Consider the following 19435-nt stretch of genomic DNA (forward strand, 5'->3'; position numbering starts at 1 on the left):
CCACCGCGTTTCGCCGGTGGGCGGCCCCGGGGTAGCCGGTGGTCGGGCCCGGGACACCGGGGGGATCCCACCCGGTGCCCCGGCGGGCTCAGGCCTCGCGCAGGGCGGCCTCGGCCGGCGCGGTGCCGTCGGGGCCGGCGGGGGCCGGCGCGGCGGGCTCCGCGTCGTCCGCGCCGGCCAGCGCGGGCCAGCGGATCTGCGTCGCGCAGAGCGAGACGACGGCGGCGGACGCGGCCACCGCGGCCATGCCCCACACCAGGCTGCTGCCGTTGGCGATGAAGCCGATCACCGCCGGCCCCGCGAGCAGGCCCGTCGTCCCGGTGGCGGCGACCAGCGCCAGCGCGTCCGAGCCCTGCCGGGCGGCGGCCACGTAGATGCACGGGGTCACGGCCGCGACACCCAGCCCCACGCAGGCGAACCCGAGCAGCGTCGGCACGACGCCGCCGGCCAGCAGCGCGAGCGCCAGGCCGCCACCCGCCAGCAGGCTGCCGAAGCGGACGATCCGCCCGTCGCCGAAGCGGGTGCGCCAGCCGTCGGCGAAGATCCGGGCCGCGACCATCATGACCGAGACGACGGCGATGCCCAGCGGGGCCAGCTGGGGCGCCGCGTTGACGACGTCCTTCAGGTAGAGGGCCGACCAGTCGTTCATGGCGCCCTCGGTGATGGTGCCGAACACCATCGCCAGGCCCATCCAGATCGTCACCCGCGAGGGCAGCGTCAGCCCGCGTCGCTTCTTCGGCGCCTGCGGCTCGGCGGCCTCCGGTGCTTCCGCGGCCGCCTTCTGGTCATCCGTCAGCATGCCCGTCTGGGCGAGCCCGAGGAGCAGCAGGAGGACGACGGCGGCGAGGCCGAAGTGCACGGACAGGGTGGTGGTGAAGGCGTTGACGCCGGAGGCGAGCAGGGCGGCGAGCAGCGAGCCGGCGCTGAAGGTGGCATGCAGCCTGGACATCGCCGTCCGCCGGTACTTGACCTCCAGGGCGGCGCCCTGCGCGTTCATCGCGACGTTCAGGCAGCCGACCGCGATGCCGTCGAAGCAGGCCACCACCAGGGTCACCGGGTAGTTGGGCGCCACGGTGAGTCCGAGCAGCACCAGGCCCAGGGCGAGCGCCGACAGGGTGGCGAGCAACCGTGAACCGAGCCGCTTCATCAGCGCCGCGACCAGCGGGAAGGACACCGCCGCGCCCACCCCGCAGACCATCAGCAGCAGGCCGAGTTCGGCCTCGCTCAGGTCCAGCCGGCTCTTCAGCGCGGGCAGGCGGGAGACCCACGTCGCGTACTGGAAGCCGAGGAAGCAGAACAGGGCCGCGATGGCCAGTTGGGCTCGGCGGTAGTCGTCGCGCAGGCGGAGCATGTTCATCGAACCACTTCGTCTTTCAGGGGCGACCCGGGGAACGGGCCGTGGGGGTGCCGCGGCGCCCCGGAGCCGGCTGCGGCGAGCAGGGCCGTGGGGGTGGGAGCCGCCGGGAGGGGAGGCGCGGCGGGGGGAGCCGTGCGCAGGGACATCGACATGTAGACCGCCTGGGGGCCGTAGCTCGCCGGGAGTTCGACCTCCGGCTCGGCGCGGTAGCCCAGCGGGGCCCAGAGGACCTCGCTGCCCCGGACGGCCACCAGCGAGATGGTCTCGAACCGCCGCAGCCGGGCCGTTCGCGCGAGGTGGCCGAGCACCAGGGGCGCGAGCCCCCGGCCGCGCAGCTCCTCGGCGATCACCAGGTCGTGCGCGTGCATGTTGGTGGACCGGACGCCGGCGGCCTCCGGCCGGCTCAGGTCCGGGCACGCGTGGAGCGGGTAGGGCAGGGCGAGCAGGTAGCCGCCGAGGCGCCCCCGGTGCTCCACCGCGAAGCAGGTGGTGGGCGAGGCCCGGCCCCGGGACTCCAGCGCCGCCCGCCCCTCGGACAGGCCGCTCGCGCTGTAGGCGCGGGCCTCCAGTGCCACGACCTCGTCCCAGTCGTCGGCGGCCAGCAGTCGGACGCGGACGCCCTCGGCGATCTCGTCGGCCATCATGCGGGACCTCCCTCGGAGACGGGAACGGGGGTGGGGATAGGGGCGGGGCGGCCGGTGCCGTCGGTCCGGCGGACGCAGGTGTACGGGAGCGGCTCGAATCCGTTGAAGCCCTGGGTGGTGTACGCCGTGGCGTAGGCGCCGCAGGAGAAGATCCAGACCGGATCCCCGGAGGCGGCGGCCGCCGGTACCGCGACGAGGCCGTCGTCGTCGGTGTACGCGTCGTCGCTGTCGCAGGTCGGGCCCGCGACGACGGCCGGAAGGTAGCCGCCCTCGGTGGCGGAGTCCCGCGGGTGGGTGGGGAACTCCATCCGGTACTGCAGTTCGTCCATCTCGTACAGGCCGTTGAACTTGCCGCAGCCCAGGTAGAGCCAGTGCTGCCGCTCGCCGTCGAGCTGCTGCCGGGAGGTCAGCCGGGCGACCTGGGTCCGGATGGCGCCGTGGTCCGCGACCAGGTGGCGCCCCGGCTCCAGGAGGAAGTCCAGCGGCGCCGCCGACACCTCCCGGAGTCGCTGCATGCCCTCCCGGAGTACGGCGAACATCTTGTCCACCGGAGGGTCGAGCGGCCGGCCCCGCTTGTCGAGGACGCCGAGGGCGGGCAGGCCGCCGCCGAGGTTGACGTGGTCCAGCAGGATGCCCCGCCGGTCCAGCTCCTCGACCACGGCGGTGAGCGAGTCCAGCGCGCTCTGCCAGGCGTCGGAGGTCATCTGCTGCGACCCGACGTGGACGGAGAGCCCCGACGGGGTCAGCCCCGCCGCGCGCGCCGCCTCCAGGACCAGGACGGCGTCCGCCGGTGAGCAGCCGAACTTCCGGCTCAGGCCCCAGAGCGCGCCGTCCCCGGTGGTGGCGACCCGGCAGAACACCCGGGCACCCGGGGCGTGGACGGCGAGCGCCGCGACGTCCTCCAGGCTGTCCGTCGCGAAGTCCCGGACGCCGAGCCGGTACGCCTCGGCGATGTTGCGGTCGGACTTGATGGTGTTGCCGTAGTGGATCCGCTCGACCGGGACGCCGGTGCGCAGGGCCTGGGCGATCTCCTGCGGGCCGGCCGCGTCGAAGCCGGCGCCCAGCTCCGCCAGGTGGGCGAGGACCTCGTCCACCGGGCACGCCTTCATGGCGAAGCGGACGGCGATGCCCGGCAGTTCGCGCAGCAGCGCCGTGTACTGGCCCTCGATCCCGTCCAGGTCGTAGTAGATCCGGTCGTCGGTCGCGGCCGCCAGGGCGGCGCGCAGAAGTGTGTTCTCAGACATCGTCGATAGCTCCAGGCCCGGTCAGCGGGCCAGCTGCTCGGGGCCGGTGGCCTTGCACGCCCGCACCAGCGGACCCCACGCCCCGATCAGCAGTGCGAAGTCCTCGGTGTCCGCCTGTGCCTCGTCGAGCAGGCGGTCCCGCAGGGTGAGCAGATGGTCGGCGAACTCGGCGTACTTGCCGCCGAGTCGGCGGTAGGCGCCGTCCAGGACGGACAGCCGGCGGACGTTCTCCGCCCGGTCCGTCCCGATGCTGCGCCGGACGGAGTCGGCGATCACGGCGACCCGTACGCGGTGCTCGTCGTCGAGCAGCGCACCGCCCGCCGCCTCCATGTCGAAGTACACCGGGTAGAGGTAGAGCATCGACAGCAGGAACTTGGTGAACCGCAGCTGGTAGGCGGTGAATCCGGCGCCCGTGCGGCGCTCGGGGGTGTAGTAGTTCACGATGTGCCGGTTGTGCACCACACCGGGCAGGGTGGCGTCGCGCACCACGTGCAGGAGGAAGTAGTCGCTGCCGATGGTGTCGGTCGCGGACGGCAGCGGCAGGCGCTCGTACACCGCGTGGTCGAAGCCGATGTTGCACATGTCGACCCGCCAGATGTCCGGGAGGTCCAGGACGGCGCGGTCCTCGGTGAACGGGTCGGTGCCGCCGCCGACGAAGGAGTCGTCGACGAGCTCCTGCTTCTCCTGCTCCGACGCCCCGGCCGGCGCCCAGAGCGCGACGACCTCGTCGTAGACGGCCGGGTTCAGCTCGCGGATCTCGCCGATGTCGACGGAGAGTTCACCGACGAAGGAGCCGCCGACCATCGCCACCGGCTTCTCGGCGTGCGCCGGGTCGAGGGCGTTCTCGGTGACGCCGGCCGCCGCGTCGGCCGCCCGCTTCCCGAGGGACAGCAGCTCGTGGTGGATCGGGAAGACCGGCTTCCCGTCCAGGACCTGGTAGTGGCTGTCGGAGTCCCGGCGGTGGACGGAGCGGCAGCCGAGGGCGGCGGCGATCAGGAACGCCCGGTTGGTGCAGGCACCGTAGGAGACGGCGTCCGGCAGCATCAGGTCGAGCACCCGGGCCGGCTCGGCGACCGCGGCGGCGTCGATCACCCGCCGCAGGAACGTCCGCTGTCGGGCTTCGTCGAGGTGGTGCACGACCACGCCCGCCGCCCCGGGCAGCGCGTCCACGGCCTTGGCGTGGACGGCGAACGTCGGCTCGTCGGAGGAGTCCAGCACCAGCAGGTGCACCTCGACGCCGAACTGAGCGGCGGCGTAGGCGGCTTCCTCGCCGATGGACGCGATGGTGTCGGCGCAGGCCCGGTTGGTGGGGAGGGTCAGGCAGATCCTGTCCACGCCGGCGGCCCGGTTCACGCGTCGCCGTCCGGGGTGCCGCGTCGGACGGTGTGCTGCGCGGTGTTCGGTTCGGCGTTCTGCTCGGCCCCAGGTTCGGTGCGCTGCCCGGCGTGCCAGGACTCCAGGCCCAGCAGCTTGGCGCCGAGGTCGCTCAGCCCGGCCTTGCCGTAGCGCAGCGACTCGTGCTTCCGCGGGTCGCCCACCAGCGTCTTGTTCCACGTCGGGGTGGAGAGGTCGCGCCAGGAGGCGATCCGCGAGGCCTTGAGCTCCTCGTGCTCCTCCAGGGCCGGCATCATCGAGAGGTACTGGACCGCCCGGACGCCCTGCTCCGAGGTGTTGCGGGCCACGCCGTGGGCGAGCAGGCCGTTCCAGATCAGCAGGTCGCCGGCCTTCAACTCGGGCCGCACGACCGGGAACTCCGCACGGTCGACGGCGGGCCTGATCGGGTCGCGGTCGGCCGGCTGAGCGGCCTGCCACTGGTTGAACCGCCGGAACAGCTCGGGGTTGCACTGGAAGCCGCCGTGGTCCGGCCGGGTGTCGTTGAGCGCGATGATCCCCTGGACGCGCTGCGGCAGGATGCCGAGCGTGGTGTCGACGTCCCAGTGCAGCTCGATGTCGAAGCCCTTGTCCGTCGCCTCGATCAGCGCGCGGTCACGGTTGCCGACGTTCGGCGGGTTGAGGTTGAGCCGGTCCAGCGTCACCCAGAGCTCTTCGCAGTCCCAGACGTCGACGAACGCGTCGTAGACCCGCTGCGCCTGGCGGCTGTCCCAGATCAGCTGGTGCTGGTAGGCCTCGACGAAGCCGTAGATGTGCAGGTGCTGGGCCAGTTCGTCGGCGAACTCCCGCTCCTCGTACCAGGTCTCCGGCCGCTCCGGGTCCAGGCCCTGGAAGTCCCAGGCGAAGTCCAGCAGCCGCTTCGCCGCCTCGGCCGGGATCGCCTCCCGGACGACGACGTAGCCGTACGTCTGCCAGAACGAGTAGTCCTCCTCGGAGAGCACGCGCAGCGGCCGCGCCTTCTCGATGTCCTTCAGCGGTGTCCTGGCGAGGTAGGTCTCGCCGTCGTTGCTGAAGTACGGGGTGTCGGAGGCGGCCCGATACAGGTATCCGTCAGGCTTCGGCATGCAATCACTCCAGAGGTCGGGAAACTACTGCGGCCGGGACGCGGCGCCGGTTCACGGGGCGGCTCCTGCGCCCGTACGCTCCGCCGTTCCCGTGCCGCCGCGCGCACGGCGGCATCGCCGCAGGGCGGCGTCGGAGGACGGCCGACCGGCGGCAACGCGTGCTCGGGCGCGGACGGTTCGGGGCGCGGTGGCCACGAACGGCCGGCGGCGGACGGCTCCTGGGAGAGCGCGGCCGAAGGCGCCGGTCGGGTGAAGGTGAAGGTGAAGGGGGAGAGGGCGGAGGGTGGTTGATCGGGGTGAAGGGCGACGGGGCTTCGGACAGTGGGGAGGTTGCGGGTCTCGCGGTTCCCGGCGGCGCTCAGCGCGCGTGCGGTTCCTGCGGGGGTGGCGGGCCCGGTCGGGCCCTCGGGGCTGTCGCATCCAGGGACGGACCGCCCGTTTCCCGCGGGGACGGGGCCGGGATTCCTTCCTCCTTCTTGTGTTCGAAGCCCTCGACGCGTCGTTGACGCCCTCGGTGGACATGCGGCGGCGTCGGCCAACTCGCGTGTCCGGCACGGGGCATCGCCAGGACTTCCCACCTCGTCAAACTTGCTTCCCCTACGGTGGACTAGACCAACTTGTGGTGTCAACCCTTCTCCGGAGGAGGCTCGCCGCCGCCGTCGCGATCCGTGGGAACGGGCGGTGACCAGGCCGGAGTTGCGGCGGAGGAACGGCTAGCGCGGCCGGTGGCGACCCCTGCCCGAAGGCGCCGGGCGGTTGCCCTTTCGGGCAACCGGGGCATGAGCGGCCGCCGGGTCGGCGTTGGTGACGGGGACGGCGACGGCGCTGGAGCCAGTGGCGGGCCTGGGTGGGGGCGGGCCGGGAGCCGGCCTGTCCGGTGCCTAGCGGGCGTGGTCCTCGTGCCGGGCGTGGCCGTCCGACGGGCGGCCCTGGGCGGTGCCGGTCGGTGGCGCCGGGTGGCCGGCCGGGGTCTGCTGCGCCGTCCAGGCCAGCAGCAGTCGCAGGGCGTCCTCGGACGGGCTGCCGGGCTCGGGCGCGTAGGTGATCAGCGCCTGGGCCGGGTCGTCGGCCGCCCGCAGGGTCTCGTAGGTCAATTCGAGCGTGCCGACCACCGGGTGGTGGAAGCGCTTGACTCCGGACGTCTTGTCCCGCACCGGGTGTTCGGCCCACCAGGTGCGGAACTCCCGGCTCTTCATCGCGAGTTCACCGATCAGCTCGCGCAGTCGGGGGTCATCGGGCCGGCGGCCCGCCTCCATGCCCAGATGCGCCACGTTCCCCCGCGCGCACTCGTCCCAGTCCGCGTACAGGGAGCGGGACTCGGGATGCAGGAAGGTGATCCTGGCGATGTTGCGCGCGGCGGGTTCCAGGGCCGCGAAGTCGCCGAGCAGCGCGCTCGCCGCCCGGTTCCAGGCCAGCACGTCCATCCGCTGCCCCATCACCAGCGCGGGCAGCTCCGGGAGGGACCGCAGGAGGGTCCGCAGCATCGGCCGGACGCGCTGCGGCTCCTCCGCCGCCGGCGCGGCCCGCCGCGTAAGGGCGGCCGGGCGGGCGATCCGGTGCAGGTGCCGGGTCTCCTGCTCCTCCAGGCGCAGCGCCCGGGCCAGCGCGTCGAGCACCGCGGGCGAGGCGTTGCGGACCCGGCCCTGTTCCATCCTGGTGTAGTAGTCGACGCTGACCCCGGCGAGTTCGGCGATCTCCTCGCGGCGCAGGCCGGCGACCCGCCGCCGGGCGCCCGCGCCGGGCAGGCCGACCTCCTGGGGCAGCAGCCGGGCGCGGCGGGATCGCAGGAAGACGCCGAGGGCGGTCGGGGAACTCATGTGCCGATTCTGGCCGACGCGCCGCCGTCGTGCCTGGTCCTGTCAGGACCAGGCACGACGATCGGCCGGGGTGGGGCGGTCGTGCGGGGGAACCGGTCGGTCGGCCCGGTCCGCTGCCGGGGCGTCGCCGGCCGGGCGGCCGTCGGCCCAGGTCAGGGTGGAGACGAGGGAGCGGAAGGCCGCCCGGTAGGTCCGGGGACTGGTCCCCGTGTGGTGCTGGAAGTGGTGGCGCAGGTTGGCGGGCGTGCCGAGCCCCGTGCGGGTGGCGATGCGTTCGACCGGCTCGTCGCCGCGCTCCAGCAGGCGCTGCGCGAGCTGGATGCGCGCGCGGAGCAGGTACTGCAGCGGCGGCAGCCCGGTCTCGGCCCGGAAGCGCCTGGTCAGGCCGCGGACGGTGAGTCCGGCGTGGTCGGCGAGGTCGTTCAGCGTCAGCGGCCGGTCGAGGTGGGCCTCCAGCCATCGGAGCGTCGGCCCGAGCCGGGAGCTCCCGGGACCCGGTGCGCGAGCGGTACCGGTGGTGGCCGCCGCCCCGCTGGAGGCCGCCGGCCCGGCAGGCTCGTGCAGCTCCAGGAAGACCTGCCGCTCCGTCTCGATGGCGACCGGCTCGCCGTGGTCCAGGGTGATCAGCCGCAGGCAGAGGTCGACCCCGCCGAGCACCCCCGCCGCGCTGTGGAACGGCGCCGCGTCCGTGACCGAGCCCTCCGGGTCGACCTCGATCCGGGGGTGGCGCCCGGCCAGTTCGGCGGCGTACCGGCGGCCGGTCGCCGCCCGCCGCCCGTCCAGCAGCCCGGTGGCGGCGAGGGTGAACGTCCCCGTCCCGATCGCACCGATCCGACTGCCCCCGGCCGCCGCGGCCCGCAGCGCGTCGACGACCCCGGGCGGCGGCTCCGCGCGGAAACCGTCGTGGCCGGGCACCAGCACGGTGTCCGCACCCGCCAGCCCCTCCAGGCCCCACGGTGTGTCCAGCCGGAACGGCGCCGGCGCCCCCGTCGTACGGAACCCGGGGCCCGCGCAGTACCGCACCTCGTACCCGACGTGCGGGTGGTGGCGCGCGGCGGCGCCGAAGGAGATCCCCGGCGCGGTGAGCTGGTGGCCCGGTACGCCGTCGAGGGCGAGGACAGCGATCACTGGCATGTCCAGAATTTAGCCGAGGGTGACATCGGGGCCGCTGTTCCGGGCGCGGGCCGGTGCGAAGGATGGGCGGTACGCGGCACCCGCACCGCCGGGGCGTCCGCCCCACTCCTGATCCGAACACCCCGAAGCGCGCTCACGCGCACCCCGAACGAAGGACCTGCCATGCCCGCTTTCAGCTCCCTGGCCCGCCGAGCGGCCCGCGTCGCCACCGTCGCCCTGGCCGCGACGGTGTGCGCCACCGCCATGACCGGCAGCGCCGGAGCCATCGTCAACGGGACGGACGCCACCGGGCGCTACCCGTACATGGCCTCGATCCCGCTGACGGCCCCGACGCACGGCCTGCTCGACGGCGTCTGCGGGGCGACGCTGATCCACCCCCGGTGGGTGCTGACGGCGGGCCACTGCGTGGACACCCGGCCCGAGGTCGGCGTCGTCCTGGACGGCACCGTCCGGATCGGCTCGGACCGGCGCACGTCCGGCGGCACCGTGCGCACCATCGAGCGGACGATCACCCACCCCGGCTACGGGATCGGCACCGGCGGCGGCGGAGCCAACCAGGACGACCTCGCGCTGATCCGGCTGGACCGCCCGGTGAGCGAGCAGCCCGTCCGGATCGCCGACCGCGTGGCCCGGCCCGGTACGCCGACCCGGCTGCTCGGCTTCGGCAGCGTCGCCGACGTGGACACCCCGCAGCGGGCCGAGTTCGCGAACCGGCTCCAGCAGTTGGAGACCCGCCGGGGAGCCGTCGACGAGTGCGCCCCCGGCCGGGCGGGGTGGCTGCGCCTCTGCACGGTCAGCCAGGTGCCGGGCGCGATGGCCTGCTTCGGGGACTCCGGCGGCCCGCAGCTCCAGAAGGGCCGGGGCGGGCGCTGGGAACTCGTCGGCACCACCTCGGGGGACGGCGACACCGACCCGACCTGTTCGACCGGCCCGGGCCTCTACACCAGCGTTCCGGCGTACGCGGACTGGATCCGGCAGACGATCCACCAGAACAGCTGACTCCCGGCGGCGGCAGCGCCCGGCGCTGCCGCCGCCCGGCCCCCGGCCGCCAGGGCAGTATGGGAATGCCGCCCCACCGGTCGCCGAAGAGTCGAGGAGAGCCGACCACGTGGCACGAACCGAGTTCTACGACGATCCCGGCGCGCCGGAGCCGAACCGGCTGGTGGCGGCGGCGTCGGCCGTGGTGACCGACGAGGACGGGCGCGTGCTGCTCCAACGGCGCGCCGACAACGGCCTGTACGCGCTGCCGGGCGGCACGATGGACCTCGGTGAGTCGCTTCCCGGCGCCGCGGTCCGGGAGGTCCGCGAGGAGACCGGGCTCGTCGTCGAGATCACCGGGCTGGTCGGCACCTACACCGACCCCCGGCACGTGATCGCCTACTCCGACGGCGAGGTGCGGCAGCAGTTCAACGTCTGCTTCACCGCCCGCGTCACGGGCGGGGAGCTCCGGATCTCCGACGAGTCGACCGACCTGCGGTTCGTGGCTCCGGACGACATCGGGGACCTGCCGATGCACCACACGCAGCGGCTCCGGCTCCGGCACTACCTCGACCACCGGGCGACGCCCTACCTGGGGTGACCGCCGGGACGGTGGCCAGGCCGCCCCGGGCTTCGGGTACATTCCGGGTATGTCGGTCATCGCCGTCCTCGTGCCCGACGGGCTGCCCGGACACCACCTCACCACGCCGGGGCTGGTGTTCGGGACGGCGGCGCGTGAGCACCCGGGAGTCGCCTACGAGGTGCGGCTGTGTGCCGCGCCCGGGCCGGTCGGGATCGGGCTGCCGGCGCCACTGGGCATCACCGTCCCGCACGGGCTGGAGGGCCTCGCCGACGCCGACATCGTGCTGCTGGCCGGGCGTGACGGCGCCCCGGCGGAGCCGCCGTCCGAGGTCCTCGACGTGCTGCGGGCCGTCGCCGCGCGGGGCGGCCGGATCGGCGCGATCGGCACCGGGGTGTTCACCCTCGCGGCCACCGGCCTGCTCGACGGCCGGCGCGCCACCACCGGTTGGCGGCACACCGCGGAACTGGCCCGGCGGCACCCCCGGATCGAGGTCGACCCGGTCGGCGCGGCGGTGGCCGACGGCCGCTTCCTCACCTCGGCCGGGATCTTCGGGGGGATGGACGTCTGCCTGTACCTGCTGGCCCAGGACCACGGGGAGCGGACGGCCGGCGAGACCTCGCGGGAGCTCCTCACCCCCCTGCTGCGGCACGCGGACCGCGTCCAGGAGGGCATCGACCGCGAACTCGCCGACAGCGCGGGCCTCGAACCGACCCTGCGCTGGCTGAAGGCCCGCCTCCACCTCCCGCTGACCCCCGCCGACGTCGCCGCGCACGCCGGGATCAGCGTCAGCAGCCTCAACCGCCGGTTCCGCGCCCAGGCCGGTGTCAGCCCGCCGCAGTACCTGCTCCGGCTGCGCCTGGACCGCGCCCGCGAGCTGCTCACGGAGACCGACGAGCCGGTGGAACGGGTGGCGGCGCTGGCCGGTTTCGCGTCGGCCGCGAGCCTGCGGCAGCACTTCGCCCGGCTGACCGGCACCACGCCGCGCTCCTACCGCGCGCGGCACCGGGCGGCTGCCGGGTCGCCCGCCCCCGGGTCTACCCGGTAGCCAGGACCCGCGCGAGCGCCGTCCGCCCGGCCGGACCCCAGGTCCGCTGCCCACCGGGGAGGCCGCGCTCCCCGGCCAGGCCGATGCCGATCAGGGAGAGGCAGCGCAGCAGCGCCCAGCCCCGGGCGCGCAGCACCGTCGCCGTGTCCACCTCGGCCGCGGTGGCCTCGGCGTAGGCGTCGAAGAAGCCGTCCGCCGCGCCTTCGGGCAGGAGCAGCCAGGCCGCCGCGAGGTCCGCCGCCGGGTCGCCGGCGCAGAGTTCGCCGAAGTCGAGCACGCCGGACAGCGTCCTGTCCGTGACGACGACGTTCGCCGGGTGGAGGTCGCCGTGCAGCCAGCGCGGCGGGCCCTCCCGTTCGGGCGCGGCGACGGCCTCCGCCCAGACCCGCCGGACGTCTGCCGCGACGTCGGCGGCGACGAGGTGGAACTGCTGCTCGAAGCCGCCGGCGGCCGCCCTGGGCGGAGCGCCCCGGTTCGAACCGGGGAACGCCCCGGCGGGCGCCTCCCGGTGGAGCGCCGCGAGGAACTCCGCGAGCACGCCCGCCGCGTGGTCGCCACGCTCGATCGGCGCCCGGTCGGCCGGCTCGCCCGGTACCCAGCGCACCACGCTCCACGGCCGGGGGAGGAGCGCGGACGGCTCACCGGCCCGAACGTGGACCGGGATCGGCAGGGGCAGCCGCAGGGCCAGCACGGACAGCCACTCCCGCTCCTTGCGCAGCAGCTCCGGCGCCCGTTCCGTGCGGGGGATCCGTACGGCCAACTCCTCGCCGAGCCGCCACTGCTGGTTGTCCCACCCGGCGTCCACCCGGCGGATGTCCAGCCCCGCGAGGTCCGGGTGCTGCTCCCGCAGGAGTTCCCGCACCAAGGTCTCGTCGATCGCGAAGTCGGTCATGCGCGGCCCCGGGTTCCTGTGCTGTGAGGGTCATTGTGCCCCGGGCGGGGGGAGTCCGATTGCCTCGTTCGGGTGGTGTCGGGTCGATTCCCTGGCGGAGGTGGCGAGTTGGGTATTACCGTGCGGCCATGACCGAGCTCGTCCGCCGTCGTCACGTCGACTACGGCCGCCTGTCCAGCGCGAGTTGTCCGCTCGACCGCTGACGTACGGCCTTCCGCGCGCGCCTCTCCCGTGCCCCGCGCTGTCGCCGTCCGGTCCCCGCCGGTCTCCGTGAGCCGGCCCGATGTCCCGAAGCGCCCGAGGCGGCCATGCCGTTCCGGCGTACCCGTCGGTGCCCCGCGCCCGGGCGCCTCCCGCGGTGAACCCCTGTCCTCGCATGTCCTCGAATGTCCTGGAACGTCCTCGAACGTCCTCGAAGGAGACAGTCATGACCGAAGCCGGTGCCGCCACCGAGCACTACCTCCGCAACAACGCCGCCTACGCGGTCGACTTCCAGGGGCCGCTGCCGCTCCCGCCGGGCCGCCGGAGTGCCGTCCTGGCCTGCATGGACGCGCGGCTCGACGTCTACGCGGCGCTCGGGCTCGACGAGGGCGACTCGCACGTGATCCGCAACGCCGGCGGCGTCGCCACGGACGACGCGATCCGCTCGCTGGCGATCAGTCAGCGGCTGCTGGGCACGCAGGAGATCATGCTGATCCACCACACCGACTGCGGCATGCTGACCTTCGGCGACGACGCCTTCCGGGAGTCGATCCGGGAGGAGACGGGCATCAAGCCGCCCTGGGCGGCCGAGGCCTTCGCCGACCTGGAGGCGGACGTCCGGCAGTCCGCCGCCCGGATCCGGAACAGCCCGTTCGTCCCGAGGACCGACGCCCTGCGCGGCTTCGTCTTCGACATCGCGACCGGGAAGCTCGCGGAGGTGGTGCTGTAGCGGGGTGAGCGGTCCCGGTGCCCCGCCGTCGTGCCACGTCGCGCGCGCGGAGTGTGCACGTCGCGCGGGCGGGGTGCCGGGGCCCTCACCAGGCCTGGGCGGCCAGCCAGTCGGCGATCGCGCCGCCGATCGTGTCGGGCCGGTCCTCGGGGGCGTGGTGCCCCGCCGGGCCGCAGTGCTCGACGGTCAGATGGCTGATGTGCTCGCGGCTCCAGGCGATCATGGCCTCGTCGATCAGCAGGGTCGGCGAGGAGTCGAAGGTCAGCAGCAGCTTGGGCACGTCCGTGCTGTCCGCGAGCCAGGCGCCGTAGGCGGTCATCCGGGCGACGACGTCGGCCGGCTCGCCGTCGATCGGCATCATGCGCGGCCAGGCGAGCAGCGGGCGCCGGCTCGCGGGGGTGGGGTAGGGGGCGCGGTACGGCCGGACGTCCGCCTCGGCGAGCGGGGTCAGCACGCCGCCCGTGAACGCGGTCTCGATGAGGACGTTCTGTTCGAGGACCAGTCGCTCGCCGACCCCGGGGGTGCGGAAGGCCTCGAAGCGGGCGCGGGCGGGCGCGGGGAGGTCGGCGGCGGTCAGGGGTTTGAGCATGGTCTCCAGCAGGACCACGCCGCGTACCCGCTCCGGGTGGCGGGCGGCTCGGTCGAGGGCGAGTGCGCCGCCCCAGTCGTGGCCGACCAGGACGACGTCCCGCAGGTCCAGCGCGTCGAACCAGGCGTCCAGGTAGCGGGCCTGGTCGGCGAAGTCGTAGGCGATGTCGGGCTTGCCGGAGGCGCCCATGCCGATCAGGTCGGGGGCGAGGGCGCGGGCGCGGCCGGCGACGTGCGGGGTGACGCCGCGCCACAGGTGGGAGGAGGTCGGGTTGCCGTGCAGGAAGACCACGGGCGGGTGGCCCGGGCCGCTGTCGGTGCCGCCGGCGGGGGCGCTGTCCGTGTAGGCGAGGTGGGAGTCGATGACGTCGACGGTGGGCATGGTCGGTCGGTCCTCTCGCGGTGCCGCGTGATTCGTTTGCCGAATTAACGTTCGTCACACTAATGGTTTCGATGTGCTCCCCACCGTATGTCGTTAGTGCGACTAACGCAATGAGTAGAATCAGGGCCCATGGACACCCAGGGCGCCAAGGGCCCGACCCCGAGCCGGACCCCGACCCCGACGGGCGCCGCTGCCGCCGTCCGCGACGACGGCCCGGCCGACCATCCGGCGCCCGCCCGGGTGCGTGCGCTGCCGAGCAGGCTGCTGGCGATGAACGCGATGTACGCCGACCGCCTGGTGGGCGACGGCCTCGCCGCCGAGGGCGCCCGCAAGTGGCACTTCGTGGTCCTGGTCGCCCTCGCCGAGGCCGGCCCGGCCAGCCAGTCGACGCTCAGCCGCCGCACCGGCGTCTACCGCAGTGACATGGTCGCCGTCGTCAACGACCTCGCCGACCGCGGCTTCGTGGAGCGCACGCCCGATCCCGACGACCGCCGTCGCAACGTCGTCACGGTCACCTCGGAGGGCCGTGGCTATCTGCGCCGCCTCGACGCGATCGTCGACGCGGCGCAGGAGGAGCTGCTCGCGCCGCTGAGCGCCGCCGAGCGCGGCACGCTGACCGGGCTGCTGGCCAGGCTCATGGACCACCACGCCAAGGCGGCGCCGCCCGACTCCGCCGGCTGACCGCCCGGGCCTGGCCGGTCAGAGCAGGCCGAGGTGGTCCAGGGCGAGGTAGGCCGCGGCGGCGTCGGTCAGCTCGCCCGTGCGGAGCACGCGGCTGCGGAAATCCGCCAGGCCGAGCGTGATGACATCGATGAACTCGGTTCCCTCGGGCGTCGGTTCGGCGACCCGGACGCAGTCGGTGGCGACGAAGGCGAACCGGTGGGCGTCGGAGTAGGCGTCCAGCCAGTACTGCCCGACCGGCTGGATCTCGCCCCGGTGGCCGGTCTCCTCCAGCAGTTCCCGGGCGATGGCGTCGACCGGGAGTTCGCCCGGCTCCAGCAGGCCGCCGGGCAGCTCGTACAGCACTCGGCCGGGCCCGGGCCGGTACTGGCGGGCGAGGACGACCCGCCGGTCGGGAGTGAGCGCGAGCACCGCACCGGCCGGGCTTTCGCGCTTCAGGTAGAAGTCCGCCCGGCTGCCGTCCGGCAGTTCGAAGTCGACCCGGTCGACGGATCGGCCGAACTTGCCGAAGACGGTGGCGCGTTCGAGCTCGCGCCAGGGAGGGGTGGGGGTGTCGGTCGCCATGGCCAGGACTGTACGGCCCCGGCCGGGCGACTCGGCGGACGACGACGAGCGGGTGCACGTGGCGGGCGCGCGACGGCGGGTGGCGGGGGCGGGCAGGATGGGCGGATGGACACGGTGACGATCAGCGACGAAGACCGCCGGCTCCTCGGAGCCTGGACCGCCGACTGCGCCGAGCGCGTCCTGCCGCTGTTCGAGGCGCGGGCCCCCGCCGACACCCGCCCGGGCGAGGCGATCGAGGGCATCCGCCTCTTCACCCGCGACGGGAAGCGGACGGGGCGGCTCCGCGCCGTCGCCCTCGCGGCGCTCGCAGCCGCGCGTGACGTCGCCGACCCGGCGGCCACGGCGGCCGCCCGCGCAGCGGGCTACGCGGCGGCGAGCCCCTACATCCACCCGCTGGCCACCCCCCACCAGGCGAAACACGCCCTCGGCCCGGCGATGTACGCGGCGCACGCCCGGGAACTCGCGGCGGCCGGCGACCGGGCGGCCGGTGATGCGGAGCTCCGGTGGGCGATCGAGCACGCACCGCCCGCCGTCGGCGCGATCCTGCGCCAGCTGCCGGCCTTCACCCCCGGCCGCAGCCGCCTGGACGCCTTCCGCGACCGCCTCGAAACCGAGCTGCGGGGCTGATCGGGGGCCCGGCCCTGGGGGACGGACGGCCGCTTGGGGGCAGGCCGGGCCGCGGAAGGTGCCGAACAACCAGCAGCGGGCACGGCGTTCGGCGCGGTCCGGCTACGGGCCCTCGATGCCGACGACGGTGCCGAACGGGTCGCGCAGCTGGGCGATCCGGCGGCCCGGTGCGATCGTCAGCGGCCCGCGGTGGTGCGTGCAGCCTGCCGCCAGCAGCCGGGCACGGACCTGGTCGAGGTCGTCCACGCCCCAGTACACGACCGGGCTGCCGCCCCGGCGATTGCGCTCGTCATCGGCGGGGTGGAACCCGACCTCGACCCCGGCGATCTCCACCCAGGCGTAGACGGACCCGGTGTCGCTGACGTCCGTGGTCACGGGCACGCCCAGGAACTCCCCCCACCAGCGGGCCGACGCCCCGGGGTCGAGCGCGAAGGTCATCACGGTGGTGACGCTCTTGAACACCGGATGCCTCCAGGGAGCTCGTCCACCCGCCCGGGAGCACCGCCGGCGTCGACGCGGAGCACCATCGTGTCAGACCGGGAGAGCGGGCCCCGCCGGTGCCGGTGCCCTGTGTACCGTGGAACTCCGCCGCCGACGCGGCTGACACGATCCGGCGGGGGAGCACCTGTGGAGCAGCGTCCGGATGCGGCCGACGGTCTCGGCATGTTCGGGTGCGGCCTCGTCCTCATGCGCCTCGTCCGGCTGGCCCTGGCGGGTCTCGCCCAGCTGCTCGGACCGGCCGACCGCATGAACTGGGTGGGACGGCTGATCGTCCCCCCGGCCGGCATCGGCGGTGTCCTCCTCGGTCGCGCGTACTTCGCGCGTCGCGGCCGGTCGTAGCGGCTCCGGCGGTTCGGTCGGCGCGGCCGGAAGCCGACCGTGCCGTGCGTCCGGTCGTCGTCATCGGTTGGGGGTTGCCGGGGTCGCTGGTTAGCGTGGCGGTATGACTGAGAACCCGGGAGCCGCTGACTGGCGCGCGGTGAATCGTGCCAACTGGGACGAGCGCGTCCCGATCCACACCTCCGGGGCGTTCTACGACGTGCCCGGCTTCCTCGCCGGCAAGGACCCGCTGCGGGACTTCGAGCTCGCCGAGGTCGGCGACGTCACCGGGAAGACGCTGGTCCACCTGCAGTGCCACATCGGCCTGGACACGCTGGCGTGGGCCCGGCGGGGCGCCACGGTCACCGGGCTGGACTTCTCGGCGCCGGCCGTGGCCGAGGCCGAGGGGATCGCCAAGGAGATCGGCGCGGCCACGGCCCGCTTCGTCACCGCCGACGTGTACGACGCCGTCGAGGTGCTCGACGGCCGCACCTTCGACATCGTCTACACCGGGCTGGGCGCGCTGTGCTGGCTCCCCGACATCGACCGGTGGGCCCGGACGGCGGCCGCGCTGGTCGCTCCGGGCGGCTTCCTCTACCTGGCCGAGTTCCACCCGTTCGCCGACATCCTGGCGGAGGACGGCCGGACCGTCGAGTCGGACTACTTCCGGCGCGACCCGATGGTCTGGGACGAGCCCGGCACCTATGCCGACCTGGGCGCGGCGACCACCGCCAACGTGACGATCGAGTGGCAGCACGGGATCGGCGAGGTGCTCAGCGCCCTGGTGGCGGTCGGCCTGCGGGTGGAGTTCCTGCACGAGCACGACTTCACGCTGTTCCCCCGCTTCCCCGTCCTGGAGTCGGAGGACGGCGCCTACCGCTACCCGGCCGGGCAGCCGCGCGTGCCGCTGATCTACTCGATCCGCGCGACGAAGCCGGTGTAGCGGGGCCCGCCCCGGCCGGGGTCACTTCTCGTAGACGAACTCGTTCGAGGGGCCGGCCGGGGAGGAGTAACCGTTCGAGAGCACGGTGACGTTGACGGTCTTCACCTTGCCGAGGCCCACGCCGATGCCCTGCTCGGGTGCGGTGGCGACGATCGTGTCGGGTGGGCTGACCTTGACGTGCTTCGAGGCCTTGTCACCGAAGTGGACGGCCGCCGTCGAGCCGAAGTTGACGCCGGTGACGGTGACGGAGGTGCCGGACTCGCCGGTGTCCGGGCCGATGCCGGTCACCACCACGGGGGCCGGGCCGCCGTAGGCGAACTGGCCGAACGGGACCGCCGGGGAGGTGCCCAGGCTGGTGGTGACGCGGACGGGTACGACGCCGACGCCCTGGGGCGCGGGGACGGAGATCCGGATGCCGGTGGGGAGAACCGCGATGGCCACCTGGGAGCACGGCACCGTGCCGAAGTCGACGCCGGTGTACTGGTCGAACCCGCTGCCGGTGACGCTGATGACGACCTGGGTGCCCGGTGCGCCGGTACTGGGGCTCACGCCGGTCACCACCGGACCGGCGTTCACGTCGGGCGCGTAGAGCAGCCGCAGATAGGTGGAGTTGGCGTGCTGGAAGGCCACCTGCCCCATGAAGTCCTGGACCGACTTCTTCACCACCGACGGGTCGTAGGACCCGGGCGGCCCGTACGTGCCGTTCAGCCTCATGTCGTCGCCCGGCTGGGCGTAGACGTGGGGACCGGGCAGGCCGGCGATCGCCCCGATCACGGCCTTGACGTCCTCGTTCGCCGCCGGGCCGGGCGGATCCGGGTACCACTTCTTGGCCTCGTCGAGGTTGTTCCAGGCCTGCGGTACGAGGTCGTAGGCGTTGTAGTAGCGCTCGTTCGCCTGCCACTTCAGGGAGTTGACGTAGGTCGCGAAGTCCGTACCCCCGGCGGTGGGGGCGGCGAAGGTGTAGAGCGCGAACTGCGGCGTGCCGTTCGGCCAGGTGAGCGTCCGCAGGTACGGTGCGACCATGGTCGCGATGGCGCCGCCCAGGCTGTGGCCGATCACGTAGACGGTCGGGTTCGACGGGGCCTGGCGCAGGGCGGTGGTCAGGGCCTGGACGAGGGTGACACCCGCGTTGGTCATGGTGACGACCTCGGTGAACGCCTCCATCGCCCCCTTGGCGACCGAGACCGGGCCGCGCGGGGCGCCGACGGCGGTGAACGGGACGACCGTGCCGACGCCGAGGTCCTCCAGCAGGTCGGTCACGTTGGCGTCGGTGCCGCGGATCACCACGGCGAAGGTGTTGGAACCGTCGGTGTTGACGGCGAGATACGCCATGTTGGCGTTGTCCGGACTCAACCCGACCCAGGAGAGCACCCAGGTGCCCCCGGTGGCGAGCGAGGAGTCGGCCAGCTGCAGGGTGATGCCGCGGGCGACCCGGGTGCTCTGGTCCGCGAGGGTCTCGCCCGAGGGGCGCGGGGTGGCGGCGGTCGCCGCGATCGCGGCGAGCGTCATGGCCGCCTGGGCGGCGGCGGAGGGGGGCGCTGCGGTCGCCATGCTCACTCCTGCGTGTTCGTCGGCCGGTTCACGATGGATCGTGTCCAACCTACGGACCGGAGAGCCTGCCCGGCGGGAGCACAACTGTGGGGTCACGCCATCGGGCTAGCTGTATTGACCACGAGCGTTGTTGACGGCGCAGGGGCTTGATCAAAGGTGAAGACCTCCGGTGTGGTGGAGGTGTCTAGGCTCCACACCA

20 protein-coding genes are annotated in these 19435 nt (G+C 74.0%); 8 read left to right on the forward strand and 12 right to left on the reverse strand.

Going from position 1 to position 19435, the window contains the following annotated elements:
• Window positions 1–88: 88 nt before the first annotated feature.
• From ACZ4UX_RS35340 to ACZ4UX_RS35370, 7 genes are all read right to left on the reverse strand, one after another.
• Window positions 89–1351, reverse strand: a complete 1263-nt coding sequence (locus ACZ4UX_RS35340; RefSeq protein ID WP_465709636.1) for an MFS transporter — start codon at window positions 1349–1351, stop codon at window positions 89–91.
• A 2-nt stretch (window positions 1352–1353) separates the two neighbouring features.
• Window positions 1354–2001: a GNAT family N-acetyltransferase gene (locus ACZ4UX_RS35345; RefSeq protein ID WP_465603803.1), complete on the reverse strand. Its 648-nt coding sequence runs from the start codon at window positions 1999–2001 to the stop codon at window positions 1354–1356.
• A complete protein-coding gene (locus tag ACZ4UX_RS35350; RefSeq protein WP_465709620.1) occupies window positions 1998–3245 on the reverse strand; it encodes a type III PLP-dependent enzyme in 1248 nt (415 codons plus the stop codon). The genes ACZ4UX_RS35345 and ACZ4UX_RS35350 overlap by 4 nt, the downstream gene beginning before the upstream one ends.
• Window positions 3246–3266: 21 nt before the next feature.
• The gene (locus ACZ4UX_RS35355; protein WP_465709637.1) at window positions 3267–4580 is read right to left on the reverse strand and encodes a DUF6271 family protein; all 1314 of its coding nucleotides are present in this window, start codon (window positions 4578–4580) and stop codon (window positions 3267–3269) included.
• 14 nt (window positions 4581–4594) lie between these two features.
• A complete protein-coding gene (locus tag ACZ4UX_RS35360) occupies window positions 4595–5701 on the reverse strand; it encodes a phytanoyl-CoA dioxygenase family protein (RefSeq protein ID WP_465709621.1) in 1107 nt (368 codons plus the stop codon).
• An 881-nt stretch (window positions 5702–6582) separates the two neighbouring features.
• Complete coding sequence (locus ACZ4UX_RS35365) at window positions 6583–7518, reverse strand: helix-turn-helix transcriptional regulator (protein ID WP_465709622.1); 936 nt, start codon at window positions 7516–7518, stop codon at window positions 6583–6585.
• A 42-nt stretch (window positions 7519–7560) separates the two neighbouring features.
• Window positions 7561–8652, reverse strand: coding sequence for a GlxA family transcriptional regulator (locus tag ACZ4UX_RS35370; RefSeq protein WP_465709623.1), 1092 nt, complete (start codon window positions 8650–8652; stop codon window positions 7561–7563).
• Between the two features lie 162 nt (window positions 8653–8814).
• On the opposite strand from ACZ4UX_RS35370, the gene ACZ4UX_RS35375 reads away from it, so the two are divergent.
• The 3 genes from ACZ4UX_RS35375 to ACZ4UX_RS35385 all read left to right on the forward strand — a co-directional run bounded on the left by ACZ4UX_RS35375 (window position 8815) and on the right by ACZ4UX_RS35385 (window position 11258).
• A complete protein-coding gene (locus ACZ4UX_RS35375; protein WP_352290788.1) occupies window positions 8815–9651 on the forward strand; it encodes a S1 family peptidase in 837 nt (278 codons plus the stop codon).
• Between the two features lie 109 nt (window positions 9652–9760).
• Complete coding sequence (locus tag ACZ4UX_RS35380) at window positions 9761–10231, forward strand: NUDIX domain-containing protein (RefSeq protein WP_465709624.1); 471 nt, start codon at window positions 9761–9763, stop codon at window positions 10229–10231.
• Window positions 10232–10280: 49 nt separating this feature from the next.
• Window positions 10281–11258 carry a GlxA family transcriptional regulator gene (locus ACZ4UX_RS35385; RefSeq protein ID WP_465709625.1) on the forward strand — a complete coding sequence of 326 codons (978 nt, stop codon included), beginning with the start codon at window positions 10281–10283 and terminating at the stop codon, window positions 11256–11258.
• Here ACZ4UX_RS35385 and ACZ4UX_RS35390 read toward each other — a convergent pair.
• Window positions 11248–12150 (reverse strand): phosphotransferase, encoded by a 903-nt coding sequence (locus tag ACZ4UX_RS35390; RefSeq protein ID WP_465709626.1) that lies wholly within the window; start codon window positions 12148–12150, stop codon window positions 11248–11250. The genes ACZ4UX_RS35385 and ACZ4UX_RS35390 overlap by 11 nt on opposite strands.
• Before the next feature lie 427 nt (window positions 12151–12577).
• Here ACZ4UX_RS35390 and ACZ4UX_RS35395 point away from each other — a divergent pair, with 427 nt between their 5' ends.
• Window positions 12578–13081: a beta-class carbonic anhydrase gene (locus ACZ4UX_RS35395; protein ID WP_465709627.1), complete on the forward strand. Its 504-nt coding sequence runs from the start codon at window positions 12578–12580 to the stop codon at window positions 13079–13081.
• 85 nt (window positions 13082–13166) lie between these two features.
• Here ACZ4UX_RS35395 and ACZ4UX_RS35400 read toward each other — a convergent pair whose 3' ends face one another.
• Window positions 13167–14096, reverse strand: coding sequence for a haloalkane dehalogenase (locus ACZ4UX_RS35400; RefSeq protein WP_465709638.1), 930 nt, complete (start codon window positions 14094–14096; stop codon window positions 13167–13169).
• 84 nt (window positions 14097–14180) lie between these two features.
• On the opposite strand from ACZ4UX_RS35400, the gene ACZ4UX_RS35405 reads away from it, so the two are divergent.
• Window positions 14181–14732, forward strand: coding sequence for a MarR family winged helix-turn-helix transcriptional regulator (locus ACZ4UX_RS35405; RefSeq protein ID WP_465709628.1), 552 nt, complete (start codon window positions 14181–14183; stop codon window positions 14730–14732).
• An 18-nt stretch (window positions 14733–14750) separates the two neighbouring features.
• Here the strand turns inward: ACZ4UX_RS35405 and ACZ4UX_RS35410 are convergent, their stop codons facing one another.
• Window positions 14751–15296, reverse strand: coding sequence for an NUDIX hydrolase (locus ACZ4UX_RS35410; protein ID WP_465709629.1), 546 nt, complete (start codon window positions 15294–15296; stop codon window positions 14751–14753).
• A 105-nt stretch (window positions 15297–15401) separates the two neighbouring features.
• Between ACZ4UX_RS35410 and ACZ4UX_RS35415 the strand changes: the two genes are divergently transcribed.
• Window positions 15402–15923: a putative immunity protein gene (locus tag ACZ4UX_RS35415; protein WP_465709630.1), complete on the forward strand. Its 522-nt coding sequence runs from the start codon at window positions 15402–15404 to the stop codon at window positions 15921–15923.
• A 102-nt stretch (window positions 15924–16025) separates the two neighbouring features.
• Here the strand turns inward: ACZ4UX_RS35415 and ACZ4UX_RS35420 are convergent, their stop codons facing one another.
• On the reverse strand, window positions 16026–16385 hold the full coding sequence (locus ACZ4UX_RS35420; protein ID WP_465709631.1) for a VOC family protein: 360 nt from the start codon (window positions 16383–16385) through the stop codon (window positions 16026–16028).
• Window positions 16386–16550: 165 nt separating this feature from the next.
• Between ACZ4UX_RS35420 and ACZ4UX_RS35425 the strand changes: the two genes are divergently transcribed.
• Both ACZ4UX_RS35425 and ACZ4UX_RS35430 read left to right on the forward strand, forming a co-directional pair.
• On the forward strand, window positions 16551–16763 hold the full coding sequence (locus ACZ4UX_RS35425) for a hypothetical protein (protein WP_465709632.1): 213 nt from the start codon (window positions 16551–16553) through the stop codon (window positions 16761–16763).
• 103 nt (window positions 16764–16866) lie between these two features.
• On the forward strand, window positions 16867–17685 hold the full coding sequence (locus tag ACZ4UX_RS35430; protein ID WP_465709633.1) for a class I SAM-dependent methyltransferase: 819 nt from the start codon (window positions 16867–16869) through the stop codon (window positions 17683–17685).
• A gap of 21 nt (window positions 17686–17706) precedes the next feature.
• Here the strand turns inward: ACZ4UX_RS35430 and ACZ4UX_RS35435 are convergent, their stop codons facing one another.
• Window positions 17707–19236, reverse strand: a complete 1530-nt coding sequence (locus ACZ4UX_RS35435) for a lipase family protein (RefSeq protein WP_465709634.1) — start codon at window positions 19234–19236, stop codon at window positions 17707–17709.
• Window positions 19237–19435 lie beyond the last annotated feature (199 nt).

The organism is Kitasatospora sp. NPDC028961, assembly GCF_055564815.1.

Coding starts and splice junctions, on each gene's coding strand:
- ACZ4UX_RS35365 (WP_465709622.1), bottom strand. CDS start 7,518: ATGAGTTCCCCGACCGCCCTCGGCGTCTTCCTGCGATCCCGCCGCGCC.
- ACZ4UX_RS35375 (WP_352290788.1), top strand. CDS start 8,815: ATGCCCGCTTTCAGCTCCCTGGCCCGCCGAGCGGCCCGCGTCGCCACC.
- ACZ4UX_RS35340 (WP_465709636.1), bottom strand. CDS start 1,351: ATGCTCCGCCTGCGCGACGACTACCGCCGAGCCCAACTGGCCATCGCG.
- ACZ4UX_RS35385 (WP_465709625.1), top strand. CDS start 10,281: ATGTCGGTCATCGCCGTCCTCGTGCCCGACGGGCTGCCCGGACACCAC.
- ACZ4UX_RS35390 (WP_465709626.1), bottom strand. CDS start 12,150: ATGACCGACTTCGCGATCGACGAGACCTTGGTGCGGGAACTCCTGCGG.
- ACZ4UX_RS35360 (WP_465709621.1), bottom strand. CDS start 5,701: ATGCCGAAGCCTGACGGATACCTGTATCGGGCCGCCTCCGACACCCCG.
- ACZ4UX_RS35395 (WP_465709627.1), top strand. CDS start 12,578: ATGACCGAAGCCGGTGCCGCCACCGAGCACTACCTCCGCAACAACGCC.
- ACZ4UX_RS35430 (WP_465709633.1), top strand. CDS start 16,867: ATGACTGAGAACCCGGGAGCCGCTGACTGGCGCGCGGTGAATCGTGCC.
- ACZ4UX_RS35435 (WP_465709634.1), bottom strand. CDS start 19,236: ATGGCGACCGCAGCGCCCCCCTCCGCCGCCGCCCAGGCGGCCATGACG.
- ACZ4UX_RS35350 (WP_465709620.1), bottom strand. CDS start 3,245: ATGTCTGAGAACACACTTCTGCGCGCCGCCCTGGCGGCCGCGACCGAC.
- ACZ4UX_RS35410 (WP_465709629.1), bottom strand. CDS start 15,296: ATGGCGACCGACACCCCCACCCCTCCCTGGCGCGAGCTCGAACGCGCC.
- ACZ4UX_RS35370 (WP_465709623.1), bottom strand. CDS start 8,652: ATGCCAGTGATCGCTGTCCTCGCCCTCGACGGCGTACCGGGCCACCAG.
- ACZ4UX_RS35345 (WP_465603803.1), bottom strand. CDS start 2,001: ATGATGGCCGACGAGATCGCCGAGGGCGTCCGCGTCCGACTGCTGGCC.
- ACZ4UX_RS35405 (WP_465709628.1), top strand. CDS start 14,181: ATGGACACCCAGGGCGCCAAGGGCCCGACCCCGAGCCGGACCCCGACC.
- ACZ4UX_RS35415 (WP_465709630.1), top strand. CDS start 15,402: ATGGACACGGTGACGATCAGCGACGAAGACCGCCGGCTCCTCGGAGCC.